Annotated in this window: 11 protein-coding genes and 1 pseudogene; 5 read left to right on the top strand and 7 right to left on the bottom strand. The window is 64.9% G+C overall.

Translation table 11 applies throughout. The features are described from left to right. The first annotated feature begins 331 nt into the window (after positions 1-331). On the top strand, positions 332-793 hold the full coding sequence (locus ACFWCK_RS05855; RefSeq protein ID WP_378804979.1) for a PKD domain-containing protein: 462 nt from the start codon (positions 332-334) through the stop codon (positions 791-793). 33 nt (positions 794-826) lie between these two features. On the opposite strand, the gene ACFWCK_RS05850 is transcribed toward ACFWCK_RS05855, so the two are convergent. The 5 genes and pseudogenes from ACFWCK_RS05850 to ACFWCK_RS05830 all read right to left on the bottom strand — a co-directional run bounded on the left by ACFWCK_RS05850 (position 827) and on the right by ACFWCK_RS05830 (position 7,567). Further along, positions 827-1,930: a nuclease-related domain-containing protein gene (locus ACFWCK_RS05850; protein WP_378804978.1), complete on the bottom strand. Its 1,104-nt coding sequence runs from the start codon at positions 1,928-1,930 to the stop codon at positions 827-829. 114 nt (positions 1,931-2,044) lie between these two features. After that, positions 2,045-3,808: a DNA/RNA helicase domain-containing protein gene (locus ACFWCK_RS05845; protein ID WP_378804977.1), complete on the bottom strand. Its 1,764-nt coding sequence runs from the start codon at positions 3,806-3,808 to the stop codon at positions 2,045-2,047. A 128-nt stretch (positions 3,809-3,936) separates the two neighbouring features. Beyond that, positions 3,937-4,254 (bottom strand): annotated as a pseudogene (locus ACFWCK_RS05840) (nucleotide pyrophosphohydrolase); the annotation flags it as partial. Positions 4,255-4,271: 17 nt separating this feature from the next. Further along, complete coding sequence (locus tag ACFWCK_RS05835) at positions 4,272-7,166, bottom strand: DUF3427 domain-containing protein (protein ID WP_378804976.1); 2,895 nt, start codon at positions 7,164-7,166, stop codon at positions 4,272-4,274. 2 nt (positions 7,167-7,168) lie between these two features. Beyond that, positions 7,169-7,567: a (deoxy)nucleoside triphosphate pyrophosphohydrolase gene (locus ACFWCK_RS05830; RefSeq protein WP_378804975.1), complete on the bottom strand. Its 399-nt coding sequence runs from the start codon at positions 7,565-7,567 to the stop codon at positions 7,169-7,171. Between the two features lie 526 nt (positions 7,568-8,093). Between ACFWCK_RS05830 and ACFWCK_RS05825 the strand changes: the two genes are divergently transcribed. From ACFWCK_RS05825 to panB, 4 genes are read left to right on the top strand one after another with little or no spacing between them, the layout of a single operon-like run. Further along, on the top strand, positions 8,094-9,017 hold the full coding sequence (locus ACFWCK_RS05825) for a DUF2520 domain-containing protein (RefSeq protein ID WP_378804974.1): 924 nt from the start codon (positions 8,094-8,096) through the stop codon (positions 9,015-9,017). Next, complete coding sequence (gene panC / locus ACFWCK_RS05820) at positions 9,014-9,865, top strand: pantoate--beta-alanine ligase (RefSeq protein ID WP_378804973.1); 852 nt, start codon at positions 9,014-9,016, stop codon at positions 9,863-9,865. Before ACFWCK_RS05825 ends, panC begins: the two co-directional genes overlap by 4 nt. Beyond that, positions 9,865-10,257: an aspartate 1-decarboxylase gene (gene panD, locus ACFWCK_RS05815; protein WP_378804972.1), complete on the top strand. Its 393-nt coding sequence runs from the start codon at positions 9,865-9,867 to the stop codon at positions 10,255-10,257. Before panC ends, panD begins: the two co-directional genes overlap by 1 nt. After that, a complete protein-coding gene (gene panB / locus ACFWCK_RS05810; RefSeq protein ID WP_378804971.1) occupies positions 10,254-11,123 on the top strand; it encodes a 3-methyl-2-oxobutanoate hydroxymethyltransferase in 870 nt (289 codons plus the stop codon). The genes panD and panB overlap by 4 nt, the downstream gene beginning before the upstream one ends. A 40-nt stretch (positions 11,124-11,163) precedes the next feature. Here the strand turns inward: panB and ACFWCK_RS05805 are convergent, their stop codons facing one another. Together ACFWCK_RS05805 and ACFWCK_RS05800 are read right to left on the bottom strand one after the other, a co-directional pair. Further along, positions 11,164-11,991: a carbohydrate ABC transporter permease gene (locus ACFWCK_RS05805; protein ID WP_378804970.1), complete on the bottom strand. Its 828-nt coding sequence runs from the start codon at positions 11,989-11,991 to the stop codon at positions 11,164-11,166. Further along, positions 11,988-12,881, bottom strand: coding sequence for a carbohydrate ABC transporter permease (locus ACFWCK_RS05800; protein ID WP_378804969.1), 894 nt, complete (start codon positions 12,879-12,881; stop codon positions 11,988-11,990). The genes ACFWCK_RS05805 and ACFWCK_RS05800 overlap by 4 nt, the downstream gene beginning before the upstream one ends.

Below are 12,881 nucleotides of genomic sequence, written 5' to 3'. Positions count from 1 at the left end.
CTTATTCCCCTTGGGGACTGCCAGAGCCGGTGCGCAGTCTGCGCCTGAATGCGACGAGGCGAGACAGATCTTGGGTTTGTGTGGGGACAATACGGGTGACGGAATCACCTTGACGGGCAGCGAGACCAACAATGTGGGAGGTCCAGGCGGCAGCAGCCCCGGTGACCCGGGCACCCCAGGTGACGCCGGCACCGCAGAACCGTCCCCATATGAAATCTGCGCCGCAACCCCCGGGCCGCCCAGTGCCTTCTGCCGCACTCTCGCACCCCTGGGTGTCGCAAACGGGCAACCGTCTCCCACCGTCCCCGGCTGGAGCGTCACGGTCTCAGACTTGGCGCGCTTCGTCCCGTCCACAGCGACCGTCACCGGCGAGCCCGACAACGTCGCGGTCGTCGGACTCCCGGCGAACTTCCTGAGCAGCGCCAAGACCGAGACGATCCCAGGCACGATCCTCGGCCGGGCGCTCACCATCCGATTCACGCCGGTGAACTACGCGTTCGACTACGGCGACGGTGAGCAGCGCACGAGCACCACGCCGGGCACGGCCTGGGACGCGAGCGGGCAGGCGCAGTTCACGCCCACCGACACGAGCCACGTCTATAAGCAGCCCGGCGCCTACACGGTGACCGTCACCGTCACCTATGCCGCCGGCATCGATCTCGGCACCGGCTGGATCCCGATCAACGGCACGCTGAACGGCCCGCCCGCGAGCCAGCAGATCCGCGTCGTCAAGGCGCATACGGCCCTGGTTCAGGGCACCTGCCTGGAACGTCCCAAGGCCCCCGGCTGCTGACCCGATACAGAGCCGAAGCCGGCCGCCTCAGGCCTACGCCCCGCGGCGCTCCCGGATCCGCGGTCCCTCCGCGGTCCCGGTGTGGGCAGACAGCGTTCCGTGCGCGGGCATCCGGAAGTTCAGCGGCACCGAGCTGCGGAACTCCGCGGCGAAGCGACCTGTGCCGTGCAGGTCGGCGCCGAGTTCGCGCACCGTCGTGACGAGCTGCGTGAGCTGGTGCGATGAGGGGCCGGCCGGGCCGCCCGTCTGCGCGTCGAGGAGCGCCTTCTGGATCGTGCGGACGGATGCGATCCGCGTGGGCTGCGCCTTCGCGGTCTCGTCGAGCCCTCCGGTCCATACGCGCGCGTCGGGGTGCGAGTAGAACACGCAGGTCTGCAGGTAGGGCGCGGATCCGTGCCGTGCAGAGAGGTGCTGATAGAAGCGACGGGCCTGACGGCGCACCTGAGAGGCAGGGGATTCCGAGCCGAGCAGCGTGCGCACGTCGAGACGCTCCCCGCCGTCTCGCGAGACGGCGATCGCGAACGACGGCGGCAGCGCGCTCTCGTCGAACAGCACCCCCAGTGCGCCCGCGAGCGTCGACGGCTTCTTGCCGTCGAGGATGAGGCCCTTCCAGTTCTTGCTGTCGACCAGCACGACGGCCTTCTCGGTGATCACCAGGTGATCGAGCTGCGCGCAGTAGGGCGCGATGGATCCTTCGTCATGCGGCGAGAAGACGATGTTCGTCGCGACGATCGCGTCGAGCCTGGCCACCTCGCATGCGTCGACGAGAACTTCGCGCGACGCGAGCTCCCACCGCAGTCCGCGACCTGCGAGCAGACGGGACCCCTCCTCGTTCGCGATTGCCGCGTCGCGCTCGGCGATGAGCGATCGCACCTGCTCTTCGTGCGCATCGAGGCGTTGCTTGATCTCGGTGTCATGCCGCGTGGTCAGGGTGGCGAGCGTCTCGCTGTGCGTGCTCTGCAGCTCGCGCGTCGCGCTGGCCTGGCGCTCGACGAGTGAGCTCTCCTCGTCGGCGAAGCGGCGCTGCAACTCGTCCCTCGTCCGGCGGTTGCGCCTGCTCAGCCCCCACGCCGTGAGCGCGAACGCGATCACCAGCACGGCGACGATGACGAGCAGGACCAGCGTGGAGATCTCCATCCGTCCAGCCAACCAGCGGCCGCGGACTTTCCCGGCGCGTCGCCGGCGCGTGGCGCGGACCGGATCCGCAACGTCTGGCTCGCATGCGCGCGCCGCGCGTTGGACGGATGTCTGTCAGTTGCCGAACACAGCCCGCAGCCGCTCCCGCAGACCGGGGTCGCACACGTAGACAAAGGTCCCGAGAATTCCGCGGGTAAGCAGCACGCCGTAGATGTTGCGGATGAAGGCGAGCAACTGCTCGTCGGAGAATCCGCCGGCGAAGGAACCGGTCTTCTCTTTGCCCTTCTTGTCGCGATAGTTCTCGCGGTCGGCGACGATTTGCCCAGTTGCCGGATCCAGCCGCAGATCGGGGCCGATGATCACGCCCGCGTAATTGAGGTCGTAACCCTGCACGGTGTGGATGGAACCCACCTGATCGATCGCGCCCGAGGAGTTGATCCAGTCCTTGTCGGTGACGTTCCAGAGCAGTCGCTCGTCGTCGATCTCGAAGTCGAAGTCGAAGTCGGCGAGACGCTTCTTGCCTTTGCGCTGCTTAGTGACCCAGTCCCAGGCGAACCCGGCCACGAGCCGGGCAAGCCCGTACCCTTTCTCGACGTCGCGGATCGCGGCTCTCATCTCGCTGAGATCGTCAAAGAAGCGCAGGTCGTAGTCGTCGAGGTCAGGGCGAACAGGATCCTCACCGCGCAGCGCCGCGCGCACGAACCCGACGTAGTCGGCACCCGCCTTCACTCGCATCTGTGTCATGAGATGGAAGTAGTGGTCGCCATCCTTCGCTGCTCGCATGATCTGCTGAAGCGTCTGCGGCGCGAGGTCGTGCGGCCGCACGCTCTGCAGTTCGTCGACGAGCAGGATTTGATGGCGACTACGGGTACGGATCCAGTCGAGTTGCGTGAACGACGGATCATCGCGACCGTAGAGCGCCTCATTGATGCGCGGGAACTTCTTGTTCTGCCCGCCGGACGCCTGGTTCGCGCGCTGCCCCAGTCGGTGGGCTTCGTCGACGAAGACGAGATCGAACTGCTCGGTGGACTCGGCGAACTGGAACGGGCTCAGGACGGTTTTCGGATCCAGGCCCGGCGTCTTGCGGAACACGCGCTGAACTGACGTGCGAAGGGACTGTTGAGGAATCACGAGCGCGATGTGCAGCCTCGCGAGCGGTTCGCGATGTCCTTCGAGGAAGTAGTCGGCGAAGAGCGAGTCCTGGTCGATATCATCCCCGGGCGTGTAGGCCGCGATATCGGCGAGCAGCTTCATCATGAAGATGGCGACGATCGTTTTGCCGGTGCCAGGACCGCCGTTCACCACGAGCGTCGATCCGCGCGAGGGCGCTTGAAGGTCTTCGATGAGGACTTTGAGGATGTTGTCGACCGCGATGTTCTGGTCCTGGTTGAGTGCCTTGAACGGTGACAGCTTGAACATGTCGCTGTTCTCGATCTCGGAGATGCTCTGCGCGAAGAGGCCCTCCTCGCGCAGATTCTCGAAGATCTTCGCGAACGACTCGCGATAGGCGGCGCGGTCGAAGTACTGCGCGTCCGCAGTGAGCCCGGCGTTGCTATTGAGCACCTCGTACTGCGCGTCACCAGAGAACCAACGGATCAGATGCGACTCGAGGTCGAGACACACCGACTTGTTGAAGCGCTCGTCGATGATGACGCGAACAGTGTCGAGGCGGGCGCTCTTCTTCGTGCCGGCGAGGTGCTGCACCATCCGCTGGTATGCGTTTACTGTTTCACCGACATAGAGTCCGGATTTCGGCTGCCGTCGGTTGCCGTCGATGACATAAACGACGGGCCAGTTGGAGAGGCGCGAGTCGCCCTGAGCCTGCTCGTCGACCGCGATACGCCGGAACGGCAAGTGCTCGATGCGGAAGCCTGTCATGGCTGATCCGGGACCGTCGGGTGGTCAGCGTTGGCGGCTTCGGCGGCCCACGCGGCGCCGGATCCGCCCTCGGCATCGGTGGACTCCGCGCCGGCTTTGTGTCCACCGCTCTCCTCGCGTTCGAATGCAAGCTGCGTGTACTTCGCCATGCGCCCCCGTGCCTGATCCGCTGGATACTTCGCCCGCGTCGACTCGAGCTTGCGCAGGACAATCTCGTCCAGATCGACGCCGATCCGGTTTGCCAGGTGGATGCAGTAAGTGACGACGTCAGCGAGCTCTTCTTCGACGCGCGTCTGGTCGAATTCACTGCCCCATTGGAAGCACTCGAGCAGCTCCCCGGATTCGATCGCGATGCTCTTGGCGAGGTTCTCCGGCGAGTGGAACTGGTCCCAGTCCCGCTCCTCGACGAATGCGCGGAGGGCGGCGAGGGTCGCAGGGGATGGCATGGGGCGAGGCTAGCGGATCAGGGCTTCGGCCGAGGAGCGTTCGCCACGAAGTAGTCGTAAAGGCTCGCCTCGATTGGCGATTCAACACCCAGCGTCATCGTCACGACGTTGAGGAGCGCGCCGCCCTCATCGGGCATCTGTGTCTGTCTCGCGGATGACGAATGTGCGCGGCCAAGGTAGTAGAAGTCACGGCCTTCGACGTCATCCTTCTTCGCGAAGAGGTGCAGTGGCACTGCGTTATCGACGATGGTTATCACTTCCGCGCTGCCGAGCGTTCGGCGGCTGCGGGTGAACCAGTGCATCTCGGATTCGTTGAGGAACTCGTCACCGTAGGCCGTGCTTGCCGACACATCCTCGTGCTTGTGATACGTAACGAAGATGGGGCACGTCGCCGACGTCGCGTCGACCTTGTAACCATTGATCGTGCCCTCCTCGTTGTTGTCCCAATTGAGAAGGCGGCAGACGTCTTTTCGGGAGTAGCGTTCCCCAACCTCCAGCCCGCTGGACCAGCGATAGCGGTGTCGTGCCAGATACAGTCCTGTCTCGATCACGTCTCGAATGTGGCGGGCGAACAACCCATCGCTCAGGAGCCTCTTGGCATCATCGCTGAGTGTTAAGCGCTCGTGATCGTCGCTTACTACGAGCGGAGGCCCGTACTGAGCGCGTTGTGGTGCAGTGAAGAACTCCTGCGTGAGTACTCGGCTAACGGACCGCAGTGTCCGACTCTCCAAGACGCAGCCGTTGCGTTCAAGAAGCTCCGCGAGGTCACGAGTGGAGAGCGTCGCATCACTCCGGAACAGCTCGTCCAGGACCAGCAACTCATGTGGTCGTTTGCCGTTGAGAAGCTCGCGGGACACGTACTTCAACGGACCGGACTGATCTTCCGTGGGCAATTGCGACTCCTGCCTCACAGCACAGAGCAAGTGCCAGAAACTATCCCTCGTTGTGGCAAGCACCACGGGATCAGCGCTGTCGAAACGTGCAAAGTCCATTAGTTTTGGTGTCTTGCCAAGTCTGTTGGCCATCTCAGAGATGGTCCGCTTGAGGTTCTGGATGCTGTCGAGCTTTGTGTCCGCAAGCGACGCAAAGATCCGCTCTTTCGAGATCTGATCGAAGTTCACACTGGACAGACCCGAGATTGCGCCTGCCTCCTGGGAATCGATCATGCTGCGACGGATCGAATCTTTGTTGAGCGAAGTGTTCCCGAAGAGGGCGATGGGGATCAGGTAGTTGTTTGCATAGTTGCCGATGAAGTCAATGACGATCAGGTGATCCTTGCCCGCCGTTTTGCGAAGCCCACGCCCAAGCTGTTGAGTGAACACGATGCTGGATTGCGTCTGCCGCAGCATCACCACCTGATTGACAGACGGGATGTCGATGCCCTCATTGAAGACGTCGACGGTCAAGACGTAGTCGAGTGAGCCTGCTTCAAGTTCGGCGACGACATCCTCACGTTCCGCGATGGTGTTGTCGCCGGTGAGAACCTTGGTCCGCAGCCGCTTTCCGTGAACCGTCCTCTCGTTGAGTAAGCGTGAGAGATCCCGAGCCTCGTCCTTGCGGCTGCAGAACATCAACCCTCGCACCGGAACTCCCGCGTGGCCGTACGTCGTGAGCGCTTCGACAACGTGGTTCGCGCGTTCAGGCGCTACGAGCAAGCTCAGTTGGGTGGCGTCGTTGACTACTTCGCCGTCGACTTCGAAGTCCGTCACGCCGAAATAGTGGAACGGTGCGAGCATGTCCTCCTCGAGAGCTCGCTGAAGTCGAATCTCATAGGGCACGTTGAAGTCGAAGAGCTCGAAGACGTTGAAGTCGTCGGTTCGCTCGGGAGTGGCTGTGACGCCGAGAAGGAACTTGGGTTTCAGATGTTCGATAAGGCGTCTATAGGACGGGGCTCCAGCGCGATGTACCTCATCGATCAGTACGTAGTCGAACTGGTCGGGGAGGATTGTCGCCAGGGCTTCGGGTCGAGAGATGGTGTTGATCATCCCGAAGACATAGCGTCGGTCCAGCTCCCGGCGACCACCAACGAACTTCCCGAAATCTGAATGCGGTGCGCCAAGGACACGTTGGAATTCTTCGATCGCGCGATCCAGGATCTGGTCACGATGGACGACAAAGAGCATCCGCTGCGGATCGAACGACTGCACATCGAGTGCGGAGAGGATCGTCTTGCCGGTGCCCGTCGCGGATACGATTACCGCTCGAGTCTCGCCGGCGACCCGGACCTTACGTATCTCTTCGAGAGCATCCAGCTGCATTTGGTTCGGCACGATGCTCGTAGTTGCGTTGCCGCCGGGGAGAACTAATGCTCCTCGAGCTGGAGCGACATAGGTGCGCTCGTATTCGTCAATCCACTCGCTCGTGAGTGGCTTCGCGTTGGCGAGCTGCACGGAGATAACTCGATCAAGCTGCTCAACGATGTCGCCTTCGGGGAGCGCAGAGAAGCGCAGATTCCACTCGTGGTTCTTGATCAGCGCCGACGCAGTGAGATTGGAGCTTCCGATGATGGCAGTGGTGCTGTCGTCACGGTGAGTGAACAGATACCCCTTGGCGTGAAACCCGCCCTGCGGAGGGTCCACCACGTAGACGTCGGTACGCGGCATGTTGAGGAGCTCGCGGAACGCGCTCGGAGAGTTGAAGCCGAGGTACGTCGACGTGATGAGCGTGCCGCGGCCCTCAAAGTCCAGGAGTGGTTGCTTGAGGAGTGAAACGGCACTGGCCTCCACGAAAGCGACCGAGAACGTGAAGCTCTTGGCGCGGCGAAGCTCACTTGAGATGGCCTTCACCATCGTGTTGCCGTCGGTGTTGGAGACCAGCAGAGGATGGAACAACTGCTCCGACGAGACGGTACGGTCCAGGAAACCGAAGGTGTTGTCGAGCGTGATCCTCGACGGGTCGGTCACTGGCGTCATGACTACGCTGTGTGATCGCGCATGATGCGCTCGACGGCAGGCACGTCTGCAGGAGCCCAGTCCACGCTCAGGAGATCCGGCACGGGGATCCAGCGAATCTCGGAGTGCTCAGTGAGCTTGGGCTCACCGTCAATGAGCGTTGCATAGAACGTAGTAAGCGTTACCACGCCGAAGTCGTACTCGTGTGCGGTCGTTTCGACATGGTCCCCGATGGATATCGTGCAGAGAAGCTCTTCGCGCATCTCGCGTGCCAGCGCGTCCTGGGGAGTCTCGCCGGGCTCGATCTTGCCGCCGGGGAACTCCCAAGACCCGGCGAGCGACATGAGCGGACTGCGCTGCGCTGAAAGTACCGTGCCGTTACGCATGACAACTGCGCCAACGACATTGATCTGCTTCTTCACGCGGTGCTCCCAGCACTTGGTTCCGGTTTCACGCAGCCTATCGAGACCGCGGACAGGTGGTGCCCATCGCTTCGGCAGTTCTGGCGACCTCGCAGATCTGACCCCGCTCCCGGGTCAAGCTCGTGAGCGGCGCGTGGCGTTTAGGGAACGCGTCAGCACCCCCTGTTCGACGAAACGCAGAGCAGTGCATCGCTATCGGTTGAGTGGTCCCGATCTTGACGCTGATCCGGTCGCCCAGACTCCCAAACGGCCGGTTCCCAGCGCTGGCTTGGCACTAGGGGCGAAGCGACCCATCTCTTCTGAGCGGCGTCTCGAATGGATTCGGTGGCGCAAAGCACTCCAGCAAGAGGGTGAACGTGACGGATCAATCGGAGAGCAATATATAAGTCAGCCAATCCATTTGATGATCATATCTGCTATGGACAGCGTAGTTTGAGTTCTTGTTCTGATCTCCGATTTGGCTCGGATCCCGTCGCGGGCGGATACTCGACCCGTCCCGGACGTCGATCCCGGCCGGGGTCCAACAATGAACTCGACCTCCCCCTCGCTGCCTGCGAGCCCTGACCGCAGTATCGCCGTCGTCGGTGCTGGGCGGCTCGGTGGCGTGCTCGCGCGAGCCCTGACGGACGCCGGGTTCACGGTCAGCGGGCCGCTCCGCCGCGACGACGCGATTCCGGCGGTCGACATCGCGATTCTGTGCGTGCCCGATGCGGCGATCCACGTTGCTGCGTTGGCAGCGCGCCCGCACGCGATGCTCGTCGGCCACGTCTCCGGAGCGACGGGGCTCGACGACGTCGACTTCAGCATCCACCCGTTGCAGACGTTCACCGGATCCGAGCAGCCCAGCGTCTTCCACGGCATCGGCGCCGCGGTCGACGGGCGGACGTCGGAGGCGCTCGCGACCGCGGAGAGCATTGCTCGGGCTCTCGGCGCGCACCCGTTCCAGGTCGAGGACGCGCACCGCGCCGGGTATCACGCGTCTGCTTCGATCGCCTCGAACCTGCTCCTGGCCGTGCTCGATGCGGCCGAGCGGGTCGCCGGATCCGTGGGGATCCCCGCGGTCGAGGCGCGCGCGGTCCTCGCGCCGCTCGTGCGGCAGACCGTCGACAACTGGGCGGATCGCGGCGCCGCGGAATCGCTCACCGGACCGATCGCCCGCGGTGACGAGGCCACCGCCGCTCGGCAGCGCGCGGCGATCGCCGACGGCGACCCGGAGCTCCTGGAGTTCTTCGATGCGCTGATCGCGCGGACCCGCGTGCTCGCCGATCCCGAAGGCGACGGCGTTTCGTCTCGCTCCGTTCGCTCAACGACCCCGGGTGCGTACCGGGGTGACGGCGTTTCGTCTCGCTTCGCTCGCTCAACGACCACGGGTGCGGTCGGCGCGGGGTCCTCAACGACTCCGGGTGCCGATCAGGGAACGACCACGGATTCCGAAGGGACCCGCGCATGAAGATCATCCGCACCATCGCCGAGGTCCGCGATGCGGTCCTCGAGGCCAAGCGCCAACAGAAGGCCGTCGGACTCGTCCCCACCATGGGCGCCTTCCATGCCGGACACCTGTCGCTGATGCAGGAGGCCCGGAAGAGCACCGATCTCGTCGTGGTGTCGCTGTTCGTGAACCCCACGCAGTTCGGCCCGAACGAAGACCTCAGCCGCTACCCGCGCGACGAGGCGCGCGACGCCGCGATGGCGGAGGAGCAGCACGTCGACATCCTGTTCGCTCCCGAGCCGGCCGAGGTCTACCCCGATGGGTTCGCGACCACGATCCACATCGCCGGCATCACCGACGTGCTCGACGGCGCGAGCCGTGGCGCGCACCACTTCGACGGCGTCGCGACGGTGGTCGTCAAGCTGTTCGGCATCGTCGCCCCGGACGTCGCCTATTTCGGCCAGAAGGACGCGCAGCAGGTGCTCGTGGTGCGACGGCTCGTGCGCGACCTGAACATCGACGTGCGGATCGAGGCCGTGCCGACCGTGCGGGAACCCGACGGGCTCGCCATGAGCTCGCGCAACATCTACCTCGACCCCGCGGCGCGGCAACAGGCTGTCGCACTGAACCGGGCGCTCGAGGCCGCGGACGCCCTGGTCGAAGCGGGGGAGCGCAGGGCCGCCGTCATCGAAGACGCCGCGCGGCAGATCCTGGACGATGCCGGCATCAGCGCCGAGTACCTCGAGCTGCGCGATGCGGAGACGCTGCAGCCCGTCACGACGCTGACCGGCGACGGCCTCCTCGCGGTCGCCGCCTACGTCGGCGCCGCCCGCCTCATCGATAACCGCCTCCTGAGAGTGAGCGCCTGATGCGACGCACCATGCTGAAGTCGAAGATCCACCGTGCGACGATCACCGGATCCGATCTGCACTACGTGGGGTCCATCACGATCGATCCCGACCTGCTCGACGCGGCCGACATCCTGCCGCACGAGCAGGTGCACGTCGTCGATGTCGACAACGGATCCCGGTTCGAGACGTACACGATCGCCGGAGAACGCGGATCCGGAATGATCCAGGTCAACGGCGCCGCCGCGCGGCTCGTGCACACCGGCGACACCGTGATCGTCATCTCGTACGCCGACTACTCCCGCGAGGACCTCGCCGACTACGCACCCGTGGTGGTGCACGTCGACCGGACGAACCGGATCATCCAGGTCGATGACGCCGTGGACCAGCTGCTGACGGGAATCGCACGATGAGCGCGCACGCCGCCCCCACCCGCCGCCTCACCCTCCGCGACCTCGCCGAGAAGAAGGCTGCAGGCGAGCCGATCGTCATGGTCACCGCCTATGACCACCCCGGCGCGCAGATCGTCGAGGCGGCGGGCGTCGACATGGTGCTCGTGGGCGACTCCGCGGCGATGACGGTGCTCGGTTACGACAGCACGGTGCCGGTGTCGGTCGACGAGATGATCATGCTCACGAAGGCCGTGCGGCGTGGGCTCACCAAGCCGCTGCTCGTCGCCGATCTGCCCTTCGGCTCGTACGAGACCTCCGACGCGCAGGCGCTCGCCACGGCTCAGCGCTTCGTGAAGGAGACCGGCTGCGACCTCGTCAAGATCGAGCGCGGCGGCACCTCGGTGCAGCGCGCGCGGGCGCTGGTGGAGGCCGGGATCCCCGTCGTCGGCCACGTCGGACTCACCCCGCAGACGGCGACGTCGCTCGGCGGCTACCGCTCGCAGGGTCGCACCGCCGAGGCCGCGCTCGCCGTGATCGACAGCGCGATCGCGTTGCAGGACGCGGGCTGCGCGCTGCTCGTCGTCGAGGCCGTGCCGAGCGAGCTCACCGCCGCGCTCATGCCGCTCATCGACATCCCGGTCATCGGGATCGGAGCCGGATCGGCCACCGACGGTCAGGTGCTCGTGTTCCACGACCTGCTCGGCATCTACGACGGCGGCGCGGCGAAGTTCGTCAAGCGCTATGCAGATCTGCGGACGGCGGCGATCGGCGGCGTGACCGCCTACGCCGACGAGGTGCGCGGAAGCGTATACCCCGCGCCCGAGCACACCTACTCCATGCCGGCCGAAGAGGTCACCCGGCTGCGCGAGCTGCTCGCGGGGCGGTGATCAGGCCGGGCGCGCGGCCGGCGGGCCGCGCGCCCCGACCTCAGCCTTTCACGGCACCGCTGGTGAGGCCCGAAACGAGCTTGCGCTGCACGAGCAGGAAGAACACCAGCACGGGCAGCGAGAAGATCACCGACGCCGCGATGGTCGCGCCGTAGTTCACCTGACTGTCCGTGGAGAACGACACGAGCCACACCGGCAGCGTGTAGTTCTCCTGCGAGCGCATGAGCACGTAGGCGAACAGGTAGTCGTCCCAGGCATTGACGAACGCGAAGATCGACGTCGCGACGATGCCCGGTGCGAGCAGCGGCAGCACCACCCGGCGGATCGCCTGGAAGCGGCTGCAGCCGTCGATCATCGCCGCCTCTTCCAGATCGATCGGGATGTTCGTCACGAAGCCCCGCAGATTCCACACCGTGAACGGCAGCACGAAGGTCAGATAGGTGAGGATCAGGCCCGGGAAGAAGTCGAGTGCTCCCACCTGCCGCAGCATCAGGTACAGCGGGATGATCATCGCGGATCCGGGAATCATCTGCACTCCGATGAGCACGACCAGCAGCACCTTGCGCCCCGCGAAGGAGAAGCGCGCCGTGGCTACGGCCGCTCCCACTGCCACGATCATCGACAGCACCACGGTGGACAAAGACACGATCAGCGAGTTGCGCAGGTAGATCCAGAACTCGCCGCCGCCGAGTGCGATGGTGAAGTTGTCCAGGCTGATCGGCCACGGCACGAACTGCGGCGTCGCCGACAGGACCTGGCCCGGAGGCTTGAACGCCGTCGCGAACATCCAGTACACGGGGAACACCATCAGGGCGAACACCACGATGGCGGCGATGTTCGCGATCATGCGGGTGGTGCGACGGGTCATGCGAGCTCTCCTTGAGCGGCGAGGCGGCGCACGTACGCCGCCGAAAGGACCGAGAGCAGGATCACGGTGATGATCGAGATCGCCGCCCCCGTGCCGTAGTCGTTGGCGGTGAGGGCGCGCACGAACGCATAGATCGACAGCGTCGTGGTGCCGCCGGCCGGCCCTCCCTGGGTGAGCACCCAGAACGGAGTGAACGAGTTCACCGACCAGATCACCTGCAGCGTCGTCAGCACCACCAGGATCGGGCGCAGCATCGGCAGTGTGATCGCACTCGCGATCCTGCCCGGTCCTGCGCCGTCCAGCGACGCCGCCTCGTACAACTCCTCTGGGATCTGGGTCATCGCGGCGTAGAGCGTGATCGCGACGAAGGGCAGGCCCTTCCACGCCACCATGACGATGATGATCGCGAGCGCCTCGGTCGCATTGCCGAACCAGTTGTGCGCGCTCAGATCGCCGAACACGCCGAGCCGGGTGAGCACCCAGTTCATCACCCCGTACTGCGGCTGGAACAGCCACTGCCAGATGATCGCGGCCGAAACCATCGGCATGCCCCACACCAAGACGAGGCCGATCATCAGCGTCATCCTGGCCCAGCCGCTCGTCTTGCGCAGCAGCTGAGCCAGAAGGAACCCGCCGACCATCACTGCGACCACGGTGGTCGCCGTGATCAGCGCGGTGCGGCCGAGCACGAGCCAGAAGGCTCCGTCGGCGAGCACCTTGGCGTAGTTGCCCAGACCGACGAAGGGCGCCTCACCGGTGAACAGCGAGCGCGAGTCGAACTTCTGGAACGACAGCACGAGCAGCCGACCGAGCGGATAGGCGAGGATCGCGAGCAGGACGATGACGGCGGGCGCGATCAGCGCATAGGCTAGCCGCCGGTCGGCTCGCAC

Origin of the sequence: Microbacterium sp. NPDC060117 (assembly GCF_042729315.1) — a bacterium.
GTDB lineage: Bacteria > Actinomycetota > Actinomycetes > Actinomycetales > Microbacteriaceae > Microbacterium.
Note: the sequence above shows the minus strand (reverse complement) of the source record. Positions and strands in the feature narration are given on the sequence as shown.